This is a genomic window from Gammaproteobacteria bacterium, from assembly GCA_033720895.1.
Taxonomy (GTDB): Bacteria; Pseudomonadota; Gammaproteobacteria; order Natronospirales; family JAJUFS01; genus JAWWBS01.
In genome coordinates, this window is the sequence record JAWWBS010000028.1 from 1 (window position 1) to 23,447 (window position 23,447).

At 62.0% G+C, this 23,447-nt stretch carries 23 protein-coding genes; 6 read left to right on the plus strand and 17 right to left on the minus strand.

Annotated features, from left to right (window positions below; genetic code table 11):
• Positions 1-126: 126 nt before the first annotated feature.
• The 12 genes from lpxA to rpsB form a co-directional block, all read right to left on the minus strand.
• On the minus strand, positions 127-897 hold the full coding sequence (gene lpxA / locus R3217_05740) for an acyl-ACP--UDP-N-acetylglucosamine O-acyltransferase (protein MDX1454943.1): 771 nt from the start codon (positions 895-897) through the stop codon (positions 127-129).
• 28 nt (positions 898-925) lie between these two features.
• Entirely contained in the window at positions 926-1,381 is a 456-nt protein-coding gene (gene fabZ, locus R3217_05745; protein MDX1454944.1) for a 3-hydroxyacyl-ACP dehydratase FabZ, read from the minus strand.
• 54 nt (positions 1,382-1,435) lie between these two features.
• Positions 1,436-2,464 (minus strand): UDP-3-O-(3-hydroxymyristoyl)glucosamine N-acyltransferase, encoded by a 1,029-nt coding sequence (lpxD, locus tag R3217_05750; GenBank protein MDX1454945.1) that lies wholly within the window; start codon positions 2,462-2,464, stop codon positions 1,436-1,438.
• Positions 2,465-2,486: 22 nt separating this feature from the next.
• On the minus strand, positions 2,487-2,999 hold the full coding sequence (locus R3217_05755) for an OmpH family outer membrane protein (protein ID MDX1454946.1): 513 nt from the start codon (positions 2,997-2,999) through the stop codon (positions 2,487-2,489).
• 35 nt (positions 3,000-3,034) lie between these two features.
• Entirely contained in the window at positions 3,035-5,440 is a 2,406-nt protein-coding gene (gene bamA, locus R3217_05760; protein MDX1454947.1) for an outer membrane protein assembly factor BamA, read from the minus strand.
• Between the two features lie 3 nt (positions 5,441-5,443).
• Entirely contained in the window at positions 5,444-6,805 is a 1,362-nt protein-coding gene (gene rseP, locus R3217_05765; protein MDX1454948.1) for an RIP metalloprotease RseP, read from the minus strand.
• Positions 6,806-6,907: 102 nt separating this feature from the next.
• Complete coding sequence (locus tag R3217_05770) at positions 6,908-7,717, minus strand: phosphatidate cytidylyltransferase (protein MDX1454949.1); 810 nt, start codon at positions 7,715-7,717, stop codon at positions 6,908-6,910.
• A 1-nt stretch (position 7,718) separates the two neighbouring features.
• Positions 7,719-8,456, minus strand: coding sequence for a polyprenyl diphosphate synthase (gene uppS, locus R3217_05775; protein MDX1454950.1), 738 nt, complete (start codon positions 8,454-8,456; stop codon positions 7,719-7,721).
• A 3-nt stretch (positions 8,457-8,459) separates the two neighbouring features.
• Positions 8,460-9,017 (minus strand): ribosome recycling factor, encoded by a 558-nt coding sequence (gene frr, locus R3217_05780; GenBank protein MDX1454951.1) that lies wholly within the window; start codon positions 9,015-9,017, stop codon positions 8,460-8,462.
• Positions 9,014-9,754 carry a UMP kinase gene (pyrH, locus tag R3217_05785; GenBank protein ID MDX1454952.1) on the minus strand — a complete coding sequence of 247 codons (741 nt, stop codon included), beginning with the start codon at positions 9,752-9,754 and terminating at the stop codon, positions 9,014-9,016. The genes frr and pyrH overlap by 4 nt, the downstream gene beginning before the upstream one ends.
• 200 nt (positions 9,755-9,954) lie before the next feature.
• On the minus strand, positions 9,955-10,833 hold the full coding sequence (gene tsf / locus R3217_05790; protein MDX1454953.1) for a translation elongation factor Ts: 879 nt from the start codon (positions 10,831-10,833) through the stop codon (positions 9,955-9,957).
• 90 nt (positions 10,834-10,923) lie between these two features.
• The gene (gene rpsB, locus R3217_05795; GenBank protein MDX1454954.1) at positions 10,924-11,979 is read right to left on the minus strand and encodes a 30S ribosomal protein S2; all 1,056 of its coding nucleotides are present in this window, start codon (positions 11,977-11,979) and stop codon (positions 10,924-10,926) included.
• A 251-nt stretch (positions 11,980-12,230) separates the two neighbouring features.
• Between rpsB and map the strand changes: the two genes are divergently transcribed.
• From map to dapE, 6 genes are all read left to right on the plus strand, one after another.
• On the plus strand, positions 12,231-13,001 hold the full coding sequence (map, locus tag R3217_05800; protein ID MDX1454955.1) for a type I methionyl aminopeptidase: 771 nt from the start codon (positions 12,231-12,233) through the stop codon (positions 12,999-13,001).
• A gap of 4 nt (positions 13,002-13,005) precedes the next feature.
• Positions 13,006-15,651, plus strand: a complete 2,646-nt coding sequence (gene glnD, locus R3217_05805) for a [protein-PII] uridylyltransferase (protein MDX1454956.1) — start codon at positions 13,006-13,008, stop codon at positions 15,649-15,651.
• A 62-nt stretch (positions 15,652-15,713) separates the two neighbouring features.
• A complete protein-coding gene (gene dapC / locus R3217_05810) occupies positions 15,714-16,940 on the plus strand; it encodes a succinyldiaminopimelate transaminase (protein MDX1454957.1) in 1,227 nt (408 codons plus the stop codon).
• The gene (dapD, locus tag R3217_05815) at positions 16,937-17,770 is read left to right on the plus strand and encodes a 2,3,4,5-tetrahydropyridine-2,6-dicarboxylate N-succinyltransferase (GenBank protein ID MDX1454958.1); all 834 of its coding nucleotides are present in this window, start codon (positions 16,937-16,939) and stop codon (positions 17,768-17,770) included. Before dapC ends, dapD begins: the two co-directional genes overlap by 4 nt.
• Positions 17,771-17,778: 8 nt before the next feature.
• Positions 17,779-18,111 carry a Spx/MgsR family RNA polymerase-binding regulatory protein gene (locus R3217_05820; GenBank protein ID MDX1454959.1) on the plus strand — a complete coding sequence of 111 codons (333 nt, stop codon included), beginning with the start codon at positions 17,779-17,781 and terminating at the stop codon, positions 18,109-18,111.
• A 7-nt stretch (positions 18,112-18,118) separates the two neighbouring features.
• Positions 18,119-19,255, plus strand: a complete 1,137-nt coding sequence (gene dapE, locus R3217_05825; protein MDX1454960.1) for a succinyl-diaminopimelate desuccinylase — start codon at positions 18,119-18,121, stop codon at positions 19,253-19,255.
• Positions 19,256-19,330: 75 nt separating this feature from the next.
• Here the strand turns inward: dapE and R3217_05830 are convergent, their stop codons facing one another.
• The 5 genes from R3217_05830 to pstA all read right to left on the minus strand — a co-directional run.
• Positions 19,331-19,834 (minus strand): disulfide bond formation protein B, encoded by a 504-nt coding sequence (locus R3217_05830; GenBank protein ID MDX1454961.1) that lies wholly within the window; start codon positions 19,832-19,834, stop codon positions 19,331-19,333.
• Between the two features lie 31 nt (positions 19,835-19,865).
• The gene (locus tag R3217_05835; GenBank protein MDX1454962.1) at positions 19,866-20,261 is read right to left on the minus strand and encodes a hypothetical protein; all 396 of its coding nucleotides are present in this window, start codon (positions 20,259-20,261) and stop codon (positions 19,866-19,868) included.
• Positions 20,262-20,360: 99 nt separating this feature from the next.
• Positions 20,361-21,080 (minus strand): phosphate signaling complex protein PhoU, encoded by a 720-nt coding sequence (gene phoU / locus R3217_05840; GenBank protein MDX1454963.1) that lies wholly within the window; start codon positions 21,078-21,080, stop codon positions 20,361-20,363.
• A 28-nt stretch (positions 21,081-21,108) separates the two neighbouring features.
• Positions 21,109-21,954 carry a phosphate ABC transporter ATP-binding protein PstB gene (pstB, locus tag R3217_05845; protein MDX1454964.1) on the minus strand — a complete coding sequence of 282 codons (846 nt, stop codon included), beginning with the start codon at positions 21,952-21,954 and terminating at the stop codon, positions 21,109-21,111.
• Between the two features lie 54 nt (positions 21,955-22,008).
• Positions 22,009-23,447: phosphate ABC transporter permease PstA (gene pstA, locus R3217_05850; protein ID MDX1454965.1), on the minus strand; the 1,439-nt coding region annotated here is incomplete at its 5' end.

The window sequence follows — 23,447 nt, forward strand, 5'->3', positions numbered from 1 at the left end:
ATGCCTTCCGCCACGAAGCCCGGCTCGATGGTCCGCAAACCGGCCATCAGGTCGGCTGCGAGAATGTCACCTGAGGCTTCGCCGGCAACCAGGCCGATGCGGGTCATGCTCGACTCCCGCTCGGCATCAGCGAATGATGCCTCGCGAGCTGTCAGCCAGGAAGTCCACGAACAGCTTCAGTTCCTCGTGTTCGGACGCCCGCGCCTCGAGTCGCTCCTGGGCTTCGCTCAGGCGCAGGCCCGAGCGATACAGCGTCTTGTAGGCCCGCTTGATATTGAGGATCTGCTCGGCGGTGAAGCCACGCCGTTTCAGGCCCTCGGAATTGATGCCGACCGGTCGTGCCGGCATGCCGGACGCGGTGACATAGGGCGGCACGTCCTGGTTCAGGCCGGAATCCATGCCGCAGAACGCGTGCGCGCCGATATGGCAGAACTGGTGAACCTTCGAAAAGCCGCCGAGGATGGCGTAATCGCCGACATGCACGTGTCCGGCGAGCGTTGCGGTGTTGGCCAGGATGACGTTGCTGCCCACGACGCAATCGTGGGCGATGTGGACATAGGCCATGATCCAGTTGTCATCGCCCAGCGTGGTCTCGCCACGGTCCTGCGCCGTACCGCGATTGAAGGTGCAGAATTCGCGCACGGTGTTGCGGTCGCCAATAACCAGCCTGGTCGGCTCGCCAGCATACTTCTTGTCCTGCGGCGCCGCGCCGATGGAACTGAACTGGTAGAACCGGTTGTCCTTGCCGATGACGGTGGGCCCTTCCACCGTGACATGCGGTCCGATCACCGTCCCCGAACCGATCTCCACATCCGGCCCGATCACCGAGTAGGCGCCGACCTCGACATCGTCGGCCAGCCTGGCCGACGGATCCACTATGGCTGTTGGATGGATCAACGCTTTGCTCCCTGGCTGCTCGTCGTTATCAGGCAAACTCTCTCGCCGCGCACATCAGGTCCGCGACACAGACAGCCTTGCCGTCCACTTCGGCCACGCCCTTGAACTTCCAGACAGCCTTCACTGTCCGCTCGACCTCGACCTTCAGTACCAACTGGTCACCCGGCTCGACCGGCTTCTTGAAACGCGCCTTGTCGATACCGACAAAGTAGTACAGCTGGTTGCCTTCCGGCGGCTTGCCCATGGTCGCGAATGCCAGCAGGCCGGTTGCCTGGGCCAGCGCTTCGAGGATCAATACTCCCGGAAAAACCGGACGGTGCGGGAAATGCCCGGTAAAGCACGGCTCGTTGACGGTGACATTCTTGATGCCCGTAAGGTGCTTGCCCGGCACGCACTCGGTCACCCTGTCCACCATCAGGAAAGGATAGCGATGCGGCAACTGCTGCATGATCTGGTGAATGTCCAGCTGAATCGATTCGCTCACGTCTGCCCCTCGAAAAATGCCGGCCCGGCTGCATCGCCGCGACCGGTCTGGATGTCATTGTTTGTCTGAAGAATCTTTCTTGCGCAATGCCCGGACTTCCCTCGCCAGCTCGTCCAGCTGCCGGACCCGCGCCGTGTTCTTGCGCCACTCGCGCAGCCTTTCCATCGGGTAGCTGCCGGAATACACGCCCGGTTCGCCAATCGACCGCGCGACCAGGGTACTGGCCAGGATCGTCGTGCCATCGGCAATGTCCAGGTGACCGGTAATGCCGACCTTGCCGGCAATCATGCAATGTCGACCGATCCTGGTACTGCCAGCCACGGCCGTACAGCCTGCAATCGCGGTGTGTGCGCCAACCACGACATTGTGGGCAATCTGTATCTGGTTATCCAGCCGCACCCCGTCCTCGATGACGGTGTCGCCCAGCGCGCCGCGATCAATGGTCGTGTTGGCACCGATCTCCACATCGTTGCCGATGACCACGCTGCCCAGTTGCGGAACCTTGACCCACTTGCCCTCGTCCGGTGCCTGGCCGAAGCCATCGGCACCGATCACGACCCCGGGATGCACGATGCAGCGTTCGCCCAGCACCACGTCCCGGCACAGCGTGACATTGGGCGCGAGCCGCGTGCCTTTGCCAACCCGGGCGCCATCCTCCAGCACGCAGTTGGCGCCGATCACGACTCCGGCTCCGATCGAAACCCCCCTGGCCAGGACCGCGCCGGCCATCACGGTTGCGGACGGATCCACTTCTGCCTGCGCGTCGACAACTGCGGCAGCATGAACGCCCTGGCCTGCAGGCCGCTGCGGCTCGAACAACGCTGCGACACGGGCAAACGCCAGGTAGGGATTGGCCGACAGCAAGGCATTGCCGTCGAACGCCTCGGCATCCGCCGGCGCCAGGATCACCGCGCCTGCCCTGCTGCTGCCGAGCTGCGACCGGTACTTGCTGTTGGCCAGGAAGCCAATGCAATCGGGGCCGGCACTCGCAAGAGTACCGACCCCGCTGATCACAAGGTTTTCATCGCCACGCAACTCGAGATCGAAGTCCCGAGCGATGTCGCCCAGGCGATGTGTAACCATGGTGTGTTCCTTCTGTTACCGCTCAGTTGCCTTCGGCGGAAGCACCGCGAACGCGCTCGACTACCTGAGCAGTTACATTAACGGCTTCGCTGACATAAGCAACACCTTCGATCAGGATGATGTCATAGCCATTTTCCTTGGCGAAGGCATTGGTGGCTTCGAAAGCCACGCGCTGCAGGCTGCCCATGATCTCGTTCTGGCGGATCTGGAGGTCCTCGCGCAGCTGCTGCTCGCGGCGCTGCAGGTCGCGCTGCAGGTCACGGATGCGACGCTCCATGTTCTGGCGCTCGGAATCGCTCATCACGGCGCCGTCCTTCTGGTAGCGCTCCTGCAGCGACTTCAGCTCGTTGCTGTCTGCGATCATGTCGCGCTGCTGCGGCTTGAACTCTTCTTCCAGGGTCTTCCGGGCCTGCTCGGCTTCCGGTGCGGCCTGGATGACAGCCTGCATGTTGACGAAACCGATCTTCAGATCCGCTGCCTGCGCACTGAAGGAAAGGCCGAATGCCGCGAAGGCGGCGATCAAGATTTTACGCATGGTTGCTTCTCCTGAATGCATCTTCATTGGTAACTCTAGAAAACCTGCCCCACGGTGAACTGGATTCGCTCCGTGCGGTCACCATCCCGCGTACGCAGGGGGTAACCATAGCTGAAGCGCAGTGCACCGATGGGCGTAAGGAACGTGGCTGCAACACCAGCCGACGTACGGAACTGGTCGACATCGAAGTCGTCGAACTCTTCATAGAGACTGCCGGTGTCGAAGAACAGGCTGAACTGGGTATTCTCCGGCGGCGTCGTCGGATCCTCGGCGCCATAGTTGGGCAGCAGCAGCTCCACCTGTGCAAAGGTGCTCAGCTTGCCGCCCGTCGGGAAGCCGGTGCCGATATGCGCAACATTGCCGTCGGCGTCATAGGTCGTCTCGTCACGAGGTCCGAGATAGGACTCGCGGAAGCCCCTGATGGTATCGAAACCGCCGGCGAAGAAACGCTGGCCCGGCGGCAGCTCGGACGTCTCGCCGTAGGTGTCTGCAAAACGAATCGTGCCGATGGTTGTCAGCGTGAAGCCTGCGCCAATCGGGAAGAAGTCACGTTGTGAAATACGTCCACGGTAGTAGTCGACATCACCCGGCGCGCCGGCAGCAGTGACGGAAAGGATGCGCTGGCGACCACGCGTCGCGAAGATCGACCGGTTTCTCGTGTCATAGGAGTACGAAGCCGTGGCGTTGACGTCGGTGTACTTGATGCCGATGAGGTCGATCGTCGGATTCAAGGGAACACTGCGCGTTTCACCATGCGCGGGATCGGTGATGAAGTTCGTGATGGTCAGCGACGAACCACCCTGCCCCGCACTGTCCGTACCGGTCAGCTCGTTCACGTTTGCCGACAGCCCGACGCCGAAGTACTCGTACTCGCTGATCGGCCAACTGAAGTCGGCAGCAGCGCCATAGGTCTCGGTGTTGAATTCCTCGAGGCCTCGGCCGAAGGAATCCGAACTGCGGTAGATCAGCTCGAGCGTCCGGCTGACGCCATTGATGGTCGAATAGGGATCGGTGTGCGACAGCACCAGCTGCTTGGAGAAGGAACTGGAAACAGCCGCCACCTGGACGCGCTCGCCGGTTCCCATGAAATTGGCATGGGTCACCGAGGCATTCAGCAGGGTACCGGTGGCACTGCCGCCGAAACCGACGCCGACCAGGAAGTTGCCTGCCGAGCGTTCCTTGATCTCGTAGGTCACATCGACCAGGTCTCCTTCGCCGACCACGGGCTCCGTGCCCGACTGCACGCTCTCGACGAAGGGCAGCCGCTCGAGACGGACCTTGCCGCGCTCGATCAGGGCATTGCTCAACCAGGCGGATTCGAACTGGCGCATTTCCCGACGGAACACTTCGTCATTGGTCTTCGGCGCGCCCTTGAAAATGATGTTGCGCGCAAACGTGCGCGCGCCGGTATCGATCTGATACACGACCTTCACTGTCTTGTTCTCGCGATCGACCTCGGGAACGGGTTCCACTTCCGCAAAGGCGTAACCGCGCGACTCGAAGGTGCGTGTCATGAAAATGGCGCCGGCCTCGGCAAGCTGCATCGAGAACGTTTCGCCGTCCTTGAGGATGATCATCGACCGCAAGGCTTCCTCGTCGGTCTTCAGGTCGCCACGGAACTCGCTGCTCTCTACGGTATAGACGTCACCTTCTTCGACACGGAGCGTGAGGAACACGTCCTCGCGGTCATCCGAGAGGGATACCAGCACGTCGATGATGTTGAAGTCCGCATAACCACGGTCGAGATAATAGGAACGCAGCGCTTCAAGGTCGCCGACCAGGGCTTCGCGTGAATACTTGTCGGCATCGTCCGTCCACGACCAGAACCCGGACACCTCGAGCTGCATCTGCTCGAGCAAGAGCTCGTCACTGAATACTTCGTTGCCGATGATGTTGATGTCACGAATGCTGGCCAGTGCACCTTCGTTGATGCCGATGCTGACATCCACCAGGTTGTTGGGCAGCTCCTTCACCTGGGTGTTGATGTGCACGCTGTACTTGCCACGACTGTGGTAGACGCGATAGATCTCCGTCTCCATCCCTTCGAGCACGGAGCGATCGAAGACGCGGCCTTCGGCCAGACCCTCCGAACGAAGGATCTGCATGAGAACGGGCGTCTCGATATCCTTGTTGCCGATCACCTCGAAGGCAGCAATCGATGGTCGTTCCTCGACCACGAAGATCAGGACATTGCCGTCACGGCGCACCGCGATGTCCTTGAAGAACCCGGCCCTGAACAAGGAACGCACCGCAACCTGAATGTCGTCGCGACCCACCGTATCGCCCGGCGTCAGGGGCAGGTAATTCAATACCGTACCCTCCGAGATGCGAAGCAAGCCGGCTATCTCGATGTCTTCGAGAACGAATGCCTCCTGGGCAGACGCCCTGGGAGCGATGGCAACCGCCATCATCAATGCAAGAACAAACGCCAGCTTCCGCAAACCTTAACCTCCGTTACCGAACAGTCGCGCGAAATCGTTGTAGATCGCGAGCGACATGAATCCGAAAATGAGCAGAATTCCAATCTGCTGACTGCTCGCCTCGGCCGCGGCCGACAGCGGGCTGCCTTTGATTCCTTCAACGCCGAGGAACAACAGCTGCCCACCGTCCAGCAAGGGAACCGGCAACAGGTTGATTACGCCCAGCGAAATGGAAATGACTGCCAGGAACGACAGGAACGGCACAAGGCCGTAACTCGCCGTCGTTCCGGCGTAGGATGCGATGTTGATCGGGCCGCTGATATTGCGCAACGACACGTCGCCAACAACCATCCGACCCAGCACGCGCAGGGTCAGCACCGAAAAATCCCAGGTTTTCGTCGCGGCGGCGGCGACAGCTGCCACCGGCCCGAGCGTGTCACGCGCAATGAAACGCTCGATATCTTCCCTGGCAATGGCCTCGCCAATCCCGATGCGGGAGCGCTCGACACCGTCAACGACGATGACTTCCGGTACGACCGCAACGGTCAGCTCGCGATCACCGCGCCGCACGTCGATTTCCAGTGTGTTGCCGGCATTGTCTGCGGTTGCCTGGCTGAGCCTCCCACCGAATCGCAGCGGCTCGCCATCCAGGCGGAGCAACACGTCACCTTCCTGCAGACCGGCCCGTTCCGCCGGTGAATCCGGCAACACGCTGGCCACGTAGGACTGTGGCAGGGCCTGGCTGAGACCGAGCCCCGGCAGCAACTCGCCCGGTTCGGTCAGCGCCTTGGGATCATCGATTGCAATCCTGACATCACGCTGTTGACCGTTACGGTCCAGCGTCAGTTCCAGTGTCCCGCCATCGAGAACGCCCTCGAGCAACTCGATGCTGGCGGCCGACCAGGTCCGGATCGGGGTTCCTTCGACCGCGGTGATCCGGTCACCCTGCTCCACCCCGGCTCGAGCTGCCGGCGAGTTCGGCGCAACGTCTCCCACGATCGAGGCGAAGCTCGGGATGCCGACCACGAAAACCAGCCAGTAGGCCGCGATGGCAAACAGGAAATTGAACATCGGTCCGCCGACCAGGATCAGGGCGCGGCGCCAGATGGCCTTGCGATTGAACGACTCGGCCTCCCGGCCGATGGGGAAATCCGGATTCCGCTCGTCGAGCATCTTGACGTAGCCACCCAGCGGCAAGGCGGAGATGACAAACTCGGTCTCGCTGCCCTTCGGCTGCCAGCGCAACAGGGGCTTGCCGAAACCGACCGAGAAACGCAGCACCGGCACTTTCATCCAGCGCGCCATCAAATAGTGCCCGAACTCGTGAACCGTCACGAGCAGGCTGATAGCGACCGCATAGGCCAGAATGCTGATTACCACGCTCATTGCTTGATGCAGATCCGATATAAAAGGTGTCTTTCCGGCCATGCCGCGAGGTGGATGCTTTCCAGCCGCAGCACGTGCCTTCGTATTTGTTCTCTCGCCCGGTCAGGCCGGCGCTTGACCGGCAAACAGGCCGGCCAGCATGCCGTAAGCCAGGAAGACCGGTGCCGCCAGCAGCAGGGAATCCAGTCGATCCAGCGCCCCGCCGTGCCCGGGCAGCATGCGCCCGCTGTCCTTGATACCGGCCTGCCGCTTCAACAGGCTTTCGATCAGGTCACCGACAATCGAGGCAGCGGCTACCAGCAGCCCGCCAATGCTCCACTCGAGCCAGAGACCCTGCGCCTGCCAGAAGGCAATCCCGGCAGCGACCGCCGCCGCCAGGAAAATGCCGCCCAGGGCGCCTTCCCAGGTCTTGGCCGGACTGATGCTCGGCGCCAGTTTCCTGTTGCCGAAACCGCGTCCCGCGAAGTAGGCACCTACGTCGGTCGCCCAGACCATCAGCAGCACGGCGATCAACCAGACGCCAAATTCACCCAGCTCATGCAGCAACATCAGCGCCAGGCCCGCGGCCGGCAGCAACACCATGGCGGCAACACAATGGGCGCCGGCAGGCAGTTTCCAGCGGCGCCACAACCACAGCGGTGAAAGAGACCACAGGGCCAGTGCCGCAAGCAACAGAGAATGCGCCCAGAATGCGGAATCAAATATGGAGATTCCTGCCAGAACCAGCGCGACCAGGACAGGCAGTCCGAATTCCACGGTACGGCCGCACTGCGCAAGGCGACCCCACTCGCGCGCGGTCGCTGCCATAACGAGCACCACGGCGGCCTCGAAAAACGGCTGCGGGGCAAACAGAATGAGTCCGAATACCAGCGGCAGCAGGACGAGGGCTGTCAGAACGCGGTGCAGCAACATCTCAGGATTCTCCCCCTGCTTCCTTGATCCGGCCAAACCGGCGTTCCCTGCCTGCATACCAGTCGACCGCCGCAGCCAGCGCTGCCTTGTCGAAGTCCGGCCAGAGGCAATCCGTGAAATACAGTTCCGTGTATGCCAGCTGCCAGAGCAGGAAATTGCTGATGCGGTATTCGCCGCCGGTCCTGATCAACAGGTCCGGCTCGCCGCTATCGGCAAAGGCCAGGTTGGCGGCCAGTGTTTCGTCGGTCAGTTCGCCCTTGCTGGCAGCCGACCTCGCCGCCTGCACGATATCCCAGCGGCCGCCGTAGCCAACCGCGACATTCAGTCGCAAGGCTGCACTGTCGAGGGCCGTTGCCTGCTCGGCAGCGTCCATCCCCTTGCGAAGCTTGGCGGGGAAACGCTCCAGGTCACCGCCAAAGCCGAGACAGACCCCGTTCTCGATCAGCTCCGGCACCTTCTTTTCCAGTGCCGATACGAACAGGCTCATCAGGCTTTCCACTTCGTCCTGCGGGCGCTCCCAGTTTTCGCTGCTGAAGGCGAAAACCGTCAAGGTGCCGATACCCAGCTCGCGCGCCGCCCGCAAGGTCGACTCCAGCGCCTGCTGGCCGGCGCGGTGCCCGAAGGCCCGCGGCCTCGAACGACGCTGCGCCCAGCGGCCGTTGCCATCCATGATGATGGCTACGTGTCCGGGAACATCCCCGGCGGCTTCCCTGGAACTGGCGTCGGTCGGTTCGGCCATGCCTCAGACTTCCAGCAGCTCTTTCTCTTTCTTTTCGAGCAGGGAGTCGATTTCACCGACGTACTTGTCGGTCAGGCCCTGGATATCGTCCTGGGCGCGGCGCTCGTCATCTTCAGTGATCTCCTTTTCCTTGAGGAGATCCTTGATGTCGCCGAGCACGTCACGGCGAATGTTGCGAATCGCGACGCGCGCCGACTCCGCCTCCCCACGCACCACCTTGATCAGGTCGCGGCGACGCTCTTCGGTCAGCTGGGGCAGTGGAATGCGGATGATCTCGCCAGCGGTATTCGGATTCAGGCCGAGATCGGACTGGATGATGGCCTTCTCGATCACCGGCACCATGGTCTTTTCCCACGGCTGCACCGTCAGGGTGCGAGCATCGCCGACGGCAATGTTGGCAACCTGGCTCAATGGCACTTCGGAACCGTAGTACTCGACCGTGATGTGATCCAGCAGGCTTGTGTGCGCACGCCCGGTGCGCACCTTGCCGAGATCGGTCTCGAAACTGCCTACGCTCTTCTGCATGCGGCTGGCCGCATCTTTCTTGAATTCGTCGATCATGCCTGCTCTCCGTTATCGACTCGCGTGCCCAGCGAACTGTTGCCTTCGCAGACAATTCTTGCCAGGTCACCGGCATTGTTCATGTTGTAAACGCGCAGCGGGATGTTGTTGTCACGGCAAAGGGCGATGGCCGCTGCATCCATGACGCCCAGCTTGTCCGACAGCACGCGGTCGAACGACAGGGTGTCGTAGCGCTTGGCATTCTTGTTCTTGACCGGGTCTGCATCGTAGACACCATCCACCTTGGTCGCCTTCAGCAGCAGGTCCGCGTTGATCTCGTTGGCACGCAGGGCCGCGGCCGTGTCGGTAGTGAGGAAAGGATTGCCGGTACCGGCCGCGAAAATGACCACGCGACCCTTTTCGAGATGTCGCACGGCACGGCGACGGATGTAGTCCTCGCAGACTTCGTTGATGCGCAACGCCGACATGACCCTCGCATAGACACCCATCTTCTCCAGGGCGTCCTGCAGTGCCAGGGCGTTCATGACCGTTGCCAGCATGCCCATGTGGTCGCCGGTGACCCGATCCATGCCAGCCTCGGCGAGGCCCTCGCCGCGGAAAATGTTGCCACCACCGATGACAATGCCGACTTCCACGCCGCGGGACGAGATGTCGCGTATTTCGTCGGCGAGGCGGACGATGACCTTGGGGTCGATGCCGTAACCGGCATCACCAAGCAATGCTTCACCGCTCAGCTTTAAAAGGATTCGTTTGAACGCCGGTTCACCGTCTGACATGCCCTGATCCTCGATCGCCTGTACCCGTTGCCTGGCGACTAAGCTGGCCGCTTGCCGCTCTCCGATGGCCCCCACTCGGGGTGGCCACTTGCGCCAAGCCCCGCAATGCGGGGCTTGGCGAACAGCAGTTTACCGCATTCCCCCGCCCGTGGTGCAGCCCGCAAGGGCCTGCACGACAGGAAAATGCGCGAAGCGGAGGCTTACTTGGCGCTCTGGGCCTGGGCCATCACTTCGTCACGGAAGTTCTCTTCCTTCTTCTCGATGCCCTCGCCCACTTCGTAGCGGACAAATCCTGCAACCTTGGCCGACTTGGAAGCCAGCAGCTTCTCGACGGTCATGTCCGGATCCTTCACGAAGGGCTGGCCGACCAGCGTGATCTCGGCCAGGTGCTTGCGCAGGCGACCCTCGACCATCTTTTCGATGATGTCGGCCGGCTTGCCGGAATCCTGCGACTGGGCGATGAGGATTTCCTTTTCCTTGGCCAGCACGTCGGCCGGCACGTCGTCAGCCGACACGAACTGCGGCTTGACGGCAGCGATGTGCATGGCCAGGTCGCGACCCAGCTCTTCATCACCGCCTTCGACATCGACCAGCACGCCGATACGAGCGCCGTGCGAGTAATGCGTCAGCTTGCCTGCAGCATTGACGACCTGGAAACGACGCACGCCGATGTTCTCGCCGATCTTGGCGATCAGCTCGCGACGAACGTGATCGACCGTGCCGCCTTCGATCTCGAGTTCGTTGATCGCATCCACATCGGCCGGCTCGTTTTCGAGGATGGCCTTGGCCACGTTGGCAGCAAAACCGCCAAACTCGTCGCCACCACCCACGAAATCGGTTTCGCAGTTCACTTCGACGATGGCGGCCTTCTTGCCGTCATCGCTGAATGCGATTTCGATCTTGCCTTCGGCAGCCACGCGGCCAGCCTTCTTGTCGGCCTTTGCCAGGCCGGTCTTGCGCATGTGCTCGATCGCAGCGTCCATGTCGCCATCGACCTCGGTCAGCGCCTTCTTGCACTCCATCATGCCAGCGCCGGTGCGCTCGCGGAGTTCCTTAACCATTGCAGCAGTAATCGCCATGGGGAGTTACCTCTGAATATTTCTGAATAACGAATTCGCTTGGCAGACGGCCGGGCGCAAGCGCCCGGCCGACCGAATCACCAGACGCGCTTACTCGGCCGAGTCGTCGGACTTGGCAGCCGTCTTCTTCTTGGCAGCCGCCTTCTTGGTGGTTGCCTTCTTCTTGGTCGTCGCCTTCTTGGCAGTAGCCTTCTTGGTCGTGGCCTTCTTCTTGGCCGTCGACTTCTTGGCAGCTGCCTTCTTCTTCGGTGCAGCTTCCTTGGCTTCTTCCTTGGCCTCTTCCTTGACCTCTTCCTTGGGCTCTTCGGCCTTCGGCTCATCGGCCTTCTTCGGCGCTTCGGTCTTGGCTTCTTCCTTCTTCGGCGCAGCCTTCTTCGGGGCTGCCTTCTTCGGTGCGGAAGCCTTCACCTGGCCCTGCTCGTCCAGCTCGACGAAGTCGTCCGAGCTGCCCTCGCCGACCGGCACCGACTGGCGACCGTTCTGGATTGCCTCGGAAACGGCGTGCGAGTAAAGACGAATGGCACGGATGGCGTCGTCGTTGCCCGGGATGACGTAATCGACCTCATCCGGGGAGTTGTTGGTGTCGACGACCGCGATGATGGGAATACCCAGCTTGCGGGCTTCCTTCACGGCAATCTTCTCGAAGCCGACATCGATGATGAACAGCGCGTCAGGCAGGCTGTTCATGTCCTTGATGCCGCCCAGCGAACGCTCGAGCTTTTCCATCTCGCGGCGCAGGACGATGGTTTCCTTCTTCGTCAGGCGCTCGAAGGTGCCGTCGGCAGCCTGGGCTTCCAGGTCCATCAGGCGCTTGATGGAGCCACGCACCGTCTTGAAGTTGGTCAGCATGCCGCCGAGCCAGCGATGCGAAACGAACGGCATGCCGCAGGCACCCGCTTCTTCGCGAATGACGTTGCGAGCTGCACGCTTGGTACCGACGAACAGGATCTTGCCGCGGTTGGCCGCCAGCTTGCTGACGAAGTTCAGCGCGTCATCCAGGGCCGGGACGGTCTTCTCGAGGTTGATGATATGGATTTTGGAACGCTCGCCGAAAATGTACGGCGCCATCTTGGGGTTCCAGAAACGGGTCTGATGACCGAAGTGCACGCCAGCTTCCAGCATCTGGCGCATAGATACATTGCTCATGTTGTACTCCTGGGGTTGAGCCTCCGTACATCCCATGGTTCGACCCGCGGAGCCGCCTGCTGAGGCGGTGATTCCGGAGCACCCCGAACCATGTGTCGATGCACGTGTGGTGTGGTTTGCCAAAAAAGAGGCGGCATTATAGAGTAGGCGGCCTTTGGCCACAAACCCTTTTTCGGGTCTTTTCGGGTCACAAGGCCCTGTAGCGCAAGGATTTTTCATCCCAGCCGCCACCCAGTCAGCAAGGATTGAACATGACGGTCACCATCAAGACCCCGGAAGAACAGGCAAAGATGCGCAAGGTCGGCAAGCTGGCTGCGCAAACCCTTGAAATGATTGGGGATTACGTCAAGCCCGGCGTGACGACAGCCGAGCTGGACAAGATCTGTCACGACTTCATCACGGGCGAGCAGGACTCCATTCCTGCCCCGCTGAATTACCGCGGCTTCCCGAAATCCATCTGTACCTCGGTCAATCACGTGGTCTGCCACGGCATTCCGGGGGACAAAAAGCTGAAAAACGGTGATGTGGTGAACATCGACGTGACGCTGATCCACGACGAATTCCACGGCGACACCTCCAAGATGTTCTTCGTGGGCGAGCCCAACCAGCAAGCAAAGCGCCTCGCCGAGATCACCCGCGAAGCCATGCTGACCGGCATCCGCATGGTCAAGCCCGGCGTCAGGCTGGGTGATATCGGGCATGCCATCCAGCAGTTTGCCGAGGGGCATCGCTATTCCATCGTCCGCGAGTACTGCGGCCATGGCATTGGCCGGGTGTTCCACGAGGATCCGCAGGTGCTGCACTACGGCAAGCCCGGCACCGGCCTGACGCTGGAAGAAGGCATGACCTTCACCATCGAGCCCATGGTCAATGCCGGCAAGCGCCAGGTGAAGCTGCTGCCGGATGGCTGGACCGTGGTCACCAAGGATCACTCCCTGTCGGCGCAGTGGGAACATACCGTGCTGGTGACAGCCGACGGTGTCGAAGTCCTGACACGTCGCCAGGAAGAGGACGATCTCTGAGCCGATGAGCGCTCGCCCGCCCGAACCCCCTGTCCTGGATACGCGGGCCCTGACCTCGGCACTGGCGCAGCCCAATGCCATCCAGCATGTCCGCGAGCTGCTTGACGGTTTCGATACCGAACTTGCCGCGGCCTTTTCCCCCAAACACCCCATCGAGCCGCTGGTGCAGGCGCGGGCCGCAGCCGTCGATGCCCTGCTGCGCGGCATCTGGCAACAGGTCGAACTGCCCGAGCATTGCGCCCTGGTCGCCGTGGGCGGCTTTGGCCGCGGCGAGCTGCACCCGGCTTCCGATATCGACATACTCATCCTGTTGTCCGAGGCACCGAGCGGCACCATCGAGCAACGTATCGAACGCTTCCTGACCATGCTCTGGGACATCGGGCTGGAAGTGGGTCACAGCGTACGCACCCCGGACGAGTGCCGCAGCGAAGCCGAAGCCGATGTCACCATCGCCACGGCATTGATGGAATCCCGCCTGCTGATCGGCAACCCGGAATGCCATGCGCAAATGCAGGCCCTAACCAGCCCCGACAGCATCTGGCCGGCACGCGATTTCTTCACTGCCAAGATGAAGGAGCAGCGCGGTCGCCATCGGCGATTCAACGATTCCGCCTATCGCCTCGAACCGAACATCAAGGAAGGTCCCGGCGGCCTGCGGGACATCCAGAACATTGCCTGGGTCACGCAGCGGCACTTCCAGTCGAGCTCGCTGTCGGCGCTGGCCTCGCACGGCTTCCTGACCGAGGACGAGTTCCAGCGCCTGGCGGAGGGGCGGCAGCTGTTGTGGAAGATCCGCTTTGCACTGCACCTGCTGTTCGGTCGCCGCGAGGAGCGCCTGCTGTTCGATGCCCAGCTCAAGCTGGCCAAGCAGTTCGGTTACAGCGACAGCGACAGCAACCTGGCCGTCGAACAGTTCATGCAGACCTATTACCGGACGGTCATGGAACTGTCGCGCCTGAATGAAATGTTGCTGGAACTCTTCGAAGAGGAGCTGTTCGAGCAGAACGGCGGCGAGCCCGAGCCGCTGAACGAGCGGTTCCAGCTGCGCAACGGCATCATCGAGATCTGCCATGACAAGGTGTTCGAGGAGCAACCATCGGCGCTGCTGGAAATCTTCCACCTGCTGCAGCAGCGTACCGACATCAAGGGCGTCAGCCCGAGCACCATCCGCTGCATCCGTCGCGACCGTCACCTGATCGATGACGAGTTCCGCCAGCAACCGCAACACCGCGAGCTGTTCATGCAGATCCTGCGCGAGCCGCGCGGCGTGACCCACGAGTTCCGTCGCATGAATCGCTACGGCGTGCTGGCCCGTTACCTCCCGGCCTTCGGCCAGATCACCGGGCGCATGCAGTTCGACCTGTTCCACGCCTATACCGTCGATGAACACACGCTGATGGTGCTGTCGAACCTGCGGCGCTTTGCCCTGCCCCGCTACGACGAGGAATTCCCGGTCTGCAGCAAGATCATGCAGGCCCTGCCGAAGCCGGAAATCGCCTACCTGGCCGGCCTGTTCCATGACATTGCCAAGGGCCGTGGCGGTGATCACTCCGAACTTGGCGCCGAGGATGCCGAGGTGTTCTGCCTGGAACACGGCCTGTCGAACTACGATGCGCGACTGGTGGCCTGGCTGGTCCGGCACCACCTGCTGCTGTCGGTCACCGCCCAGAAGAAGGACATCGCGGATCCCGAAGTCATCAACACCTTCGCCGGCACCGTGGGCGACCACCTGCATCTCGATTACCTCTACCTGCTGACCGTGGCCGATGTCCGGGGCACCAACCCGGAGCTGTGGAACTCATGGAAGGCGCGGCTGTTTCGCGATCTTTACGAAGCCACCCACAGGGCCCTTAACCAGGGCCTCGAAAACCCGCTGGATCGCGAAGAGCTGATCAAGGAAACCAAGGACGAGGCCATCGCCCTGCTGGCCAGCCAGGCGGTGAACACCGAACGCGTGCTTGACCTCTGGAACAGCCTGAACGACGAGTACTTCCTGCAACACGTGCCAGGCGAGATCGCCTGGCATACCCGCAGCCTGCTGAGCGCGAACAAGCAGGAAAGCATCCTGCTCGACATGCGGCGTGAAAATGACGATGGCGGAACATCGGTGTTCCTTGCCGGTCGCGACGACAGCTCGCTGTTCGGACAGGTCACCGCCGCACTGGAACAGCTTGGCCTGACCGTCGTCGCTGCCCGCATCGTGGTGATCGGTCCCGAGCAGGTCATCCACACCTACACGGTGCTGGAAGCCGATGGCAGCACCATCGATGATCCGCAGCGCGAGCAGCACATTCTCGCGACCCTGCAGCAGCGCCTGAATGCCGATGCCAACTCCATGCGGGTCCAGCGGCGCACTCCGCGGCAGATGCGCATCTTCACGACCGAGCCACGAATCAGCTTTTCGGTCGTGCCCAACCGCGAACGAACTGCCATGGAGGTGGTTGCGCAAGACATGCCGGGGCTGCTGTCGCGCATCGGCTCCTGCTTCGACGCACTGGACATTCGCCTGCAGAATGCCAAGATTGCGACCATCGGCGAGCGTGCCGAAGACGTGTTCTTCATGACCACCAGCGCCAATGCGGCATTGACACCCGAAGAAGAAGAACAGCTGAGGTCGCTGCTGGAACAGAAGCTCGCTCCCAACAGCTGACATCGTCACGGCTGGCGAGGCATGCCAGCAGGACAAACCACAACAACGAGAATGAAACGGGCATGAATCCCTTTATCAAGAAACTGCAGCCTTACCCCTTCGAACGCCTGGCCGCATTGAAAGCCGGCGTCACACCCGAGACCGACAAGGCACACATCGCGCTGTCGATTGGCGAGCCGCAACATGCGCCACCGGCCTTCGCGATCGCCGAGCTGGAAAAGCACATGGAAGGCCTGGCGGCCTATCCCCAGGCACGCGGCATTCCCGAACTCCGCCAGGCGATTGCGGCGTGGCTGCAGCGACGTTACGACCTCGGCGAGCTGATCGACCCCGAACAGCACGTCGTGCCGTTGACCGGCACTCGCGAGGGCCTGTTCGCCTTCGTGCAGGCGGCAATCGACGCAAGCAAGGGCGCGCCTGCGGTCCTGATGCCGAATCCCTTCTACCAGATCTACGAAGGCGCGGCCTACCTTGCCGGCGCCGAGCCGGTGTACATGAATACCACGGCGGAGACCGGCTTCCTGCCCGACTTTTCACGCATCGACCAGGCAACCTGGCAAGCCGCACAGATTGTTTTCATCTGCACGCCAGGCAATCCCACCGGCGCGGTCATGTCGATCGAACAGATGCAGGAACTGATCGGGCTGGCCGACGAGCACGACTTCATCATTGTCTCCGATGAATGCTATGCCGAGCTTTACGACGAAGCCGGCACGCCGCCGCCCGGGCTGCTGGAGGCCTGCAAGGCCATGGGCCGGAACGATTTCAAGCGCTGCGTGGTGATGCATTCCCTGTCCAAGCGCTCCAACCTGCCGGGCCTGCGCTCGGGCTTTGCGGCCGGCGATGCCGACATCATCCAGCCCTTCATTGCCTACCGGACCTACCATGGCTGCGCGATGCCGCTGCCGGCCCAGCACGCGAGCATTGCCGCCTGGAACGACGATGCGCATGTCTCCGACAATCGGCGACTGTACCGACAGAAATACGCACTGGCCGAGAAGATCCTCGGCGAAGTGACCGAGCTGGACATTCCCTCGGCGACCTTCTATCTCTGGATGAAGACGCCGATCGACGCCGAGACCTTTGCCCGCAAGCTGTTCCAGCAGGAGAACCTGACCACCCTGCCAGGCAGCTACCTGTCACGTGATACCGACAGCGGCAACCCCGGCGAGGGCTACCTTCGCGTCTCGCTGGTACCGGACCTCGCGGCTTGCGAAGATGCACTCTGGCGCATCCGCCGCGTCATCGAATCATTGCAAGTCCGACACGAAACACGGGAGCGATCATGAGCAACCTGCAGGACATCATCGAACACGCCTTCGAGGAGCGCGATGGCCTGAGCGCGGCCTCCGCCTCGCCCGACCTGCGCGAAGCCATTGACGAAACCATCATGCGACTCGACCGGGGCCAGGAGCGGGTCGCCGAGAAGATCGATGGTGAATGGGTGGTGCACGAATGGCTGAAGAAAGCCGTGCTGCTGTATTTCCGCACCCACGACAACGACGTGGTGCAAGGCGGTTTCACGCGCTTCTATGACAAGGTGCCGATGAAGTACAGCGGCTACTCGACCGATGATTTTCATCGCGATGGCGTGCGCGTAGTGCCGCCGGCCATGGTTCGCCAGGGCGCTTACGTGGGCAAGGACGCCGTGCTGATGCCGTCCTACATCAACATCGGCGCCTGGGTCGGCGCTGGCTCCATGATCGACACCTGGGCAACAGTGGGTAGCTGCGCACAGATCGGTGCCAACGTGCACGTGTCCGGCGGCGCCGGTATCGGCGGCGTCCTGGAACCCCTGCAGGCGACACCAACGATCATCGAGGACAACTGTTTCATCGGTGCGCGCTCGGAAGTGGTCGAGGGCGTCATTGTCGAAGAAGGCGCGGTGATCGGCATGGGCGTGTTCCTTGGTCAGTCGACCCGGATCTATGATCGCGACAAGGACGAGATCATCTATGGCCGGGTGCCGGCCGGCAGCGTGGTGGTGCCGGGCACCCTGCCCGCAGCCAATGGCAAGTACAGCCTGGCCTGTGCCGTGATCGTGAAGAAGGTCGATGAAAAGACCCGTGCCAAGGTCGGCATCAATTCGTTGCTGCGATCGGCGCAAGAAGAGGCATAGGAAGAAGCATGATCCTTTACGGCATCCCGAACTGCGACACCTGCCGCAAGGCCAGGAAGTGGCTTGATAGCGAGGGTGTCGCCCACGAATTCCACGACGTGCGCGAGCAGCCACTGGATCGCAAGACACTGGCCGACTGGGAACGGCGTTTCGGCGACGCCCTGGTCAACCGCCGCTCGACCACCTGGCGCCAGCTCGATGAATCTGCCAGGCGGATGGACGACATCCCGGCGCTGTTGCTAGAGCACCCGACGCTGATGAAGCGTCCGGTGCTGGCCGGCCGGGACTTTGCCCTGCTGGGCTTCAAGCCAGGCGACTGGCAAGCTGCCATCGAGAAGTGAGGCCATCATGAGCAGGACACTCGAACTCGCCCAGGAACTGATCCGCCGCCGCTCGGTGACACCGGACGACGCCGGCTGCCAGGACGTGCTCGCCGCGCGGCTGGAATCCCTGGGTTTCCGCTGCGAGTGGCTGGACCGCAACGGGGTTCGCAACCTCTGGGCGGTGCGCGGAGACGACGGCCCGCTGTTCGCCTTTGCCGGACACACCGATGTCGTGCCGACCGGTCCCGAGACCGAATGGACACATCCGCCTTTCGATGCCGTGGTCGCAGACGGCATCCTGCACGGTCGCGGCGCGGCCGACATGAAGGGCAGCCTCGCAGCCATGCTCGCGGCTACCGGGCAATTCCTCGCGGACACGCCGGAACCCGCGTTCCGGATTGCCTTCCTCATCACCAGTGACGAGGAAGGTCCGGCAAGGGATGGCACCCTGGCGGTAATGGAAACGCTGGCGGCAAGAAACGAACAGATCGATTACTGCATCGTCGGCGAGCCGTCGAGCCGGGACGCGCTGGGTGATGTCATCCGGGTCGGTCGTCGCGGCTCGCTGAACGCGAAGCTGCGGATCAAGGGCAAGCAGGGGCACGTGGCCTACCCGGATCTTGCAATGAACCCGATTCACCAGGCCATCAAGGGGCTCGAGGGCCTGGTCGAACGCATCTGGGACCATGGCCAGGACTCTTTCCCGCCAACGTCATTCCAGATTTCGAACATCAGTGCCGGCACGGGTGCCGAGAACGTGATTCCCGGCTCCCTGGATTGCGCCTTCAATTTCCGCTACTCCCCCGCGCTGACATCGCAGCGACTGCGCCACCAGGTCGTCGAGGAACTCAGGTATCACGATATCGAGTTCGACATCGAGTGGCGCGAATCCGGCGAGCCGTTCTACACCGAACCCGGCCTGCTGCGCGACGCCGTCGATGCCGCCATCCAGCAGGTCTGCGGCCGCACGCCGGAGCACAGCACCGGTGGTGGCACCTCCGACGGCCGCTACATTGCACCCAGCGGTGCGCAGGTCGTCGAGCTCGGGCCCATCAACGCCACCATCCACCAGCTTGACGAGCAGGTTTCGGTGGCGGAACTGGACCAGCTGGCCGAGACCTACACCGCCGTGCTTGTCGAAGTGGCTTCACGACTGGGCTGACCACCCTCACCCGGGCATGAAAAAAGGCGTCGACCGTTCACCCGGCGACGCCTTTCCTGCATCCGGGCTGTCGACTCACCGGCTGGATCGCGAGAAGTTCACCAGCAATCCAGCGAGACCCAGGCCGGCAAAGGCCAGCAGGGTCCAGGTCGGCATGCTCAGTCCCAGCAACGTCCAGTCGACTTCGGCACATTCACCGGAACCGGTGAACGCCATCTTCAGTGCTTCGCCCAGCGGAAACACGTCCAGCATGTAATCCAGGCCCGGCCCGCAGGACGGGACCAGGTCGGGCGGCAGGTTCTGCAGCCATACGTGGCGCGCCGCGATACCGACACCGCTGCCCGCCGCCAGCAAGACCAGCCCGCCATAGACCTTGCGCCCGACACCACGGGCGCCCTGCAGGGCCGCCGCCAGGAACACCAGGCCCAGCGCGATCATGGCGACGCGCTGGAAGATGCACAACGGGCAAGGTTCCAGGCCCAGTACGAACTGGGCGTAATAGGCATAGGCCATCAGGCCACTGCAGGCCAGGAAGCCGGCCAGGTTCGACAATCGGTAACGTTTTCCATCCAGATACATGGACAAATTCCTGTGCTGTTGTGCTGCGGCCCTAGCTGACCGGCAATGGTGCGGAAATCAGGCGTTCGATCCGGCTTCGCAATTCATTGCGAATGCTGCGGCATTCCTCGACACCCATGCCGGAAGGGTCCGAGAGATCCCAGTCCAGTTGCATGCGGCCCTTCGCCAGCACCTCCGGCTCGGGCCAGTTGATGGCCACCACGACATCGAATTCGATGGCCGGCAGGTCCTCGAGACCCTTGGACTGGTTGTAGGTAATGTCCACGCCCAGCTCCTGCATGACAGCAATGGCGTAGGCATCGACATAGCCAACAGGCTCGAAACCCGCGCTGAACGCTTCCGAACCCTCCGCAGACAACAGGTTGAAGATCGCCTCCGCCATCTGGCTTCGGCAACTGTTGTATTCGCTGGCAAACAGTACCCGCATGCGTCAATCGTACCCGAGAACGCCGATGCCGGCAGATTCTAGCCAAAAAAAATCGCTGGCGAAATAATGTTCACCAGTGATCAGTGTGCGGCACTGCGATTACTGCTTCGCAGCCAGCTCCTTCTCCACTGCCTCGATATCGGTGTGGCGTACATCCTTGCCATGCACCAGGTAGACGATGTATTCGCAGATGTTCTTGGCGTGGTCGCCGATGCGCTCCAGGGCACGCGCGCACCACATCACGTCCAGTGTCCGCTTGATGTTGCGCGGGTCTTCCATCATGAAAGTGATGCACTGTCGCAGGATGGCCTCGTACTCGCGGTCCACCTTTTCATCCTGCTTGGCGATTGCCACGGCCGCTTCCGGATCAAGCCGGGCAAACGCATCCAGTGCTCCCTGCAGCATGCTCCTGACCTTGCCGCCCATGTTCTCGATGGCGTTGTAGTCCGCGACCGGGCGCTCGTCCTCTGCCAGCCGGGTGGCGAGGTAACCGATCTTCTCGGCCTCGTCGCCCATGCGCTCCAGGTCGGTGATGGTCTTGATGATCGCCACGATCAGGCGCAGGTCGCTGGCCGCCGGCTGGCGTCGCGCCAGGATGCGGCTGCATTCCTCGTCGATCAGCACCTCGAGGTTGTTGACCTTGGCATCCTCGCGAACGACCTTCTGGCCCTTTTCGCTGTCACCGTCTATCAGGGCGTCGACCGCGTCACCGATCTGCTGCTCGACAATGCCGCCCATGGTCAGAACGTGGTTGCGGATGTCTTCCAGCTCTTCGTTGAACTGCTGGGAAATGTGATGATCGAGATTCAGTTTGTCCATTGCTCTGCTCCTGCCTGCCAGCAAGCGATCAGCCGTATCGGCCGGTAATGTAGTCTTCGGTCTGTTTCTTTTCCGGCTTGGTGAACAAGGTATCCGTATCACCAAACTCGATCAGGTCGCCCATGTACATGAAGGCGGTGTAATCGGAAACACGGGCCGCCTGCTGCATGTTGTGCGTGACGATCACGATGGTATAGCGCGACTTCAACTCGTAGATCAGTTCTTCGATCTTCAGTGTCGAGATCGGATCCAGTGCCGAGGCCGGCTCGTCAAGCAGCAACACTTCCGGCTCGATGGCAATCGAGCGCGCAATCACCAGGCGCTGCTGCTGGCCACCGGAAAGCCCGAAGGCGGAATCGTGCAGGCGGTCCTTGACCTCTTCCCAGAGGGCGGCACCCTTCAATGCCCACTCGACCTTGTCATCGAGCTCGTGGCGCTTGTTGACGCCCTTCAAGCGCAGCCCGTAAGCGACATTCTCGTAGATCGACTTCGGAAACGGGTTCGGCTTCTGGAAGACCATGCCCACCCGCTGTCGCAGCGCCGACACATCGACGCGTCGATCGTAGATGTCCTCGCCATCAATCAGTATACGCCCATCGATATGAACATCATCGATCAGGTCGTTCATGCGATTGAAGCAGCGCAGCAGTGTCGACTTGCCGCAACCAGACGGCCCGATGAATGCCGTTACGCGCTGCCGCGGGATCTGCAGGTCGATGCCGTGCAGGGCCTGCTTTTCACCATAGCGCAGCGACAGCTTGTCGACCTGCATGCAGATGTCCTCGTTGGCAAGCGACAGGGACTCGGCGCCCCGCTGCAACTGGCTCATGTCGATGGCGTGCGTCTTGGACGCACCATTGGCTTGTTCATTCATGGCTGAACTCGTTTCGGTTGATTCGTGGTTTGTCATGTTCGTATTCCTGCCCGATCAGTTCTCGAGAGCGCGGAATTTCTCGCGCAGGTGATTGCGGATGCCGACGGCCGACAGGTTCAGTGTCACGATGACAAAGACCAGCAGGAAGGCCGTGGCGTAGACCAGCGGCCGGGCCGCCTCGACGTTCGGGCTCTGGAAGCCGACGTCATAGATATGGAAGCCCAGGTGCATGAACTTGCGCTCCAGGTGCAGGAACGGTGCGTTGCCATCCAGCGGCAGCGACGGTGCCAGCTTGACCACACCCACCAGCATCAGCGGGGCGACCTCGCCGGCGGCACGTGCCACCGCCAGGATCAGGCCGGTCATCATTGCTGGCGATGCCATCGGCAACACGGTGCGCCACAGCGTTTCGGCCTTGGTGGCACCCAGCGCATAGCTGCCCTCGCGGATCGAACGGGGGATGCGCGACAGGCCCTCTTCAGTGGCGACAATGACCACCGGCAGGGTCAGCAGCGCAAGCGTCAGCGACGACCAGAGCAGGCCTGGTGTACCGAACACCGGCGACGGCAGTGCCTCGGGATAGAACAGTTCGTCGATGCTGCCGCCCAGGAAGTAGACGAAGAAGCCCAGGCCAAAGACGCCATAGACAATCGACGGCACGCCCGCGAGGTTGTTAACGGCAATGCGAATGGTTCGAGTCAACGGTCCCTGCTTGGCGTATTCCTTGAGGTACACGGCTGCGACCACCCCGAAAGGCGTGACGAACACCGACATCAACAGCACCATCAGAACCGTGCCGAAAATGGCCGGGTACACACCACCCTCGGTGTTGGCCTCGCGCGGACCTTCCGACACGAATTCCCAGATCTTCTCGCCATAGAAGCCCAACTGGCCGACCAGGCCCATGCCATTCGGCCAGTAGGCGCGCACCACTCGCTGCATGGGCGTTTCGACCTGGCGGCCGCCCATGATTTCAACGACGTAACTGTCGCGATTGATGTCCCGGTACAGGGCATTCAACTCGGACTGCAGCTCCTGGTAGTCCGCATCGAGGGCGGCGCGGCGCGCATTGATGTCCTGCTGCAGCTCGCTGGTCAGCGCATCCTCGATCTCCAGGCGGCGCTGCTCTAGGCGAAGCTCCTCCATGGCGTAATTGATGCTGCCGATCGCACCCGTCTCGATCTCCTCGATCTGCTCGCGCAGGTCCAGGACGCGCTGGCTGCGTGCCTTGAACGCGGCAATCACGCCCTCCTCGCTGGCGACAACCTCGCCGCGCTCTTTCACGGCAACCAGGCGGCCGATCTGGTCGCCCCACTCGGTGCGCTCGATGACCACATAATCCTCATGCGCCACGTAGTCGGTAATGCGCGGCGCCAGCAGGTAGCGGAAATCCGAACCCAGGGCGTCGCGGTTGCCGGTCTTGACCAGGTAGCGATCGACGAAGTCCTTGTCGGTCTCCAGCGTCATGCCGGATTCGCGGATGCGCGCCGCCG

Coding starts and splice junctions, on each gene's coding strand:
- lpxD (MDX1454945.1), bottom strand. CDS start 2,464: ATGGTTACACATCGCCTGGGCGACATCGCTCGGGACTTCGATCTCGAG.
- R3217_05755 (MDX1454946.1), bottom strand. CDS start 2,999: ATGCGTAAAATCTTGATCGCCGCCTTCGCGGCATTCGGCCTTTCCTTC.
- rseP (MDX1454948.1), bottom strand. CDS start 6,805: ATGAGCGTGGTAATCAGCATTCTGGCCTATGCGGTCGCTATCAGCCTG.
- R3217_05770 (MDX1454949.1), bottom strand. CDS start 7,717: ATGTTGCTGCACCGCGTTCTGACAGCCCTCGTCCTGCTGCCGCTGGTA.
- uppS (MDX1454950.1), bottom strand. CDS start 8,456: ATGGCCGAACCGACCGACGCCAGTTCCAGGGAAGCCGCCGGGGATGTT.
- frr (MDX1454951.1), bottom strand. CDS start 9,017: ATGATCGACGAATTCAAGAAAGATGCGGCCAGCCGCATGCAGAAGAGC.
- pyrH (MDX1454952.1), bottom strand. CDS start 9,754: ATGTCAGACGGTGAACCGGCGTTCAAACGAATCCTTTTAAAGCTGAGC.
- tsf (MDX1454953.1), bottom strand. CDS start 10,833: ATGGCGATTACTGCTGCAATGGTTAAGGAACTCCGCGAGCGCACCGGC.
- rpsB (MDX1454954.1), bottom strand. CDS start 11,979: ATGAGCAATGTATCTATGCGCCAGATGCTGGAAGCTGGCGTGCACTTC.
- map (MDX1454955.1), top strand. CDS start 12,231: ATGACGGTCACCATCAAGACCCCGGAAGAACAGGCAAAGATGCGCAAG.
- glnD (MDX1454956.1), top strand. CDS start 13,006: ATGAGCGCTCGCCCGCCCGAACCCCCTGTCCTGGATACGCGGGCCCTG.
- dapC (MDX1454957.1), top strand. CDS start 15,714: ATGAATCCCTTTATCAAGAAACTGCAGCCTTACCCCTTCGAACGCCTG.
- dapD (MDX1454958.1), top strand. CDS start 16,937: ATGAGCAACCTGCAGGACATCATCGAACACGCCTTCGAGGAGCGCGAT.
- R3217_05820 (MDX1454959.1), top strand. CDS start 17,779: ATGATCCTTTACGGCATCCCGAACTGCGACACCTGCCGCAAGGCCAGG.
- dapE (MDX1454960.1), top strand. CDS start 18,119: ATGAGCAGGACACTCGAACTCGCCCAGGAACTGATCCGCCGCCGCTCG.
- R3217_05830 (MDX1454961.1), bottom strand. CDS start 19,834: ATGTATCTGGATGGAAAACGTTACCGATTGTCGAACCTGGCCGGCTTC.
- R3217_05835 (MDX1454962.1), bottom strand. CDS start 20,261: ATGCGGGTACTGTTTGCCAGCGAATACAACAGTTGCCGAAGCCAGATG.
- phoU (MDX1454963.1), bottom strand. CDS start 21,080: ATGGACAAACTGAATCTCGATCATCACATTTCCCAGCAGTTCAACGAA.
- pstB (MDX1454964.1), bottom strand. CDS start 21,954: ATGAATGAACAAGCCAATGGTGCGTCCAAGACGCACGCCATCGACATG.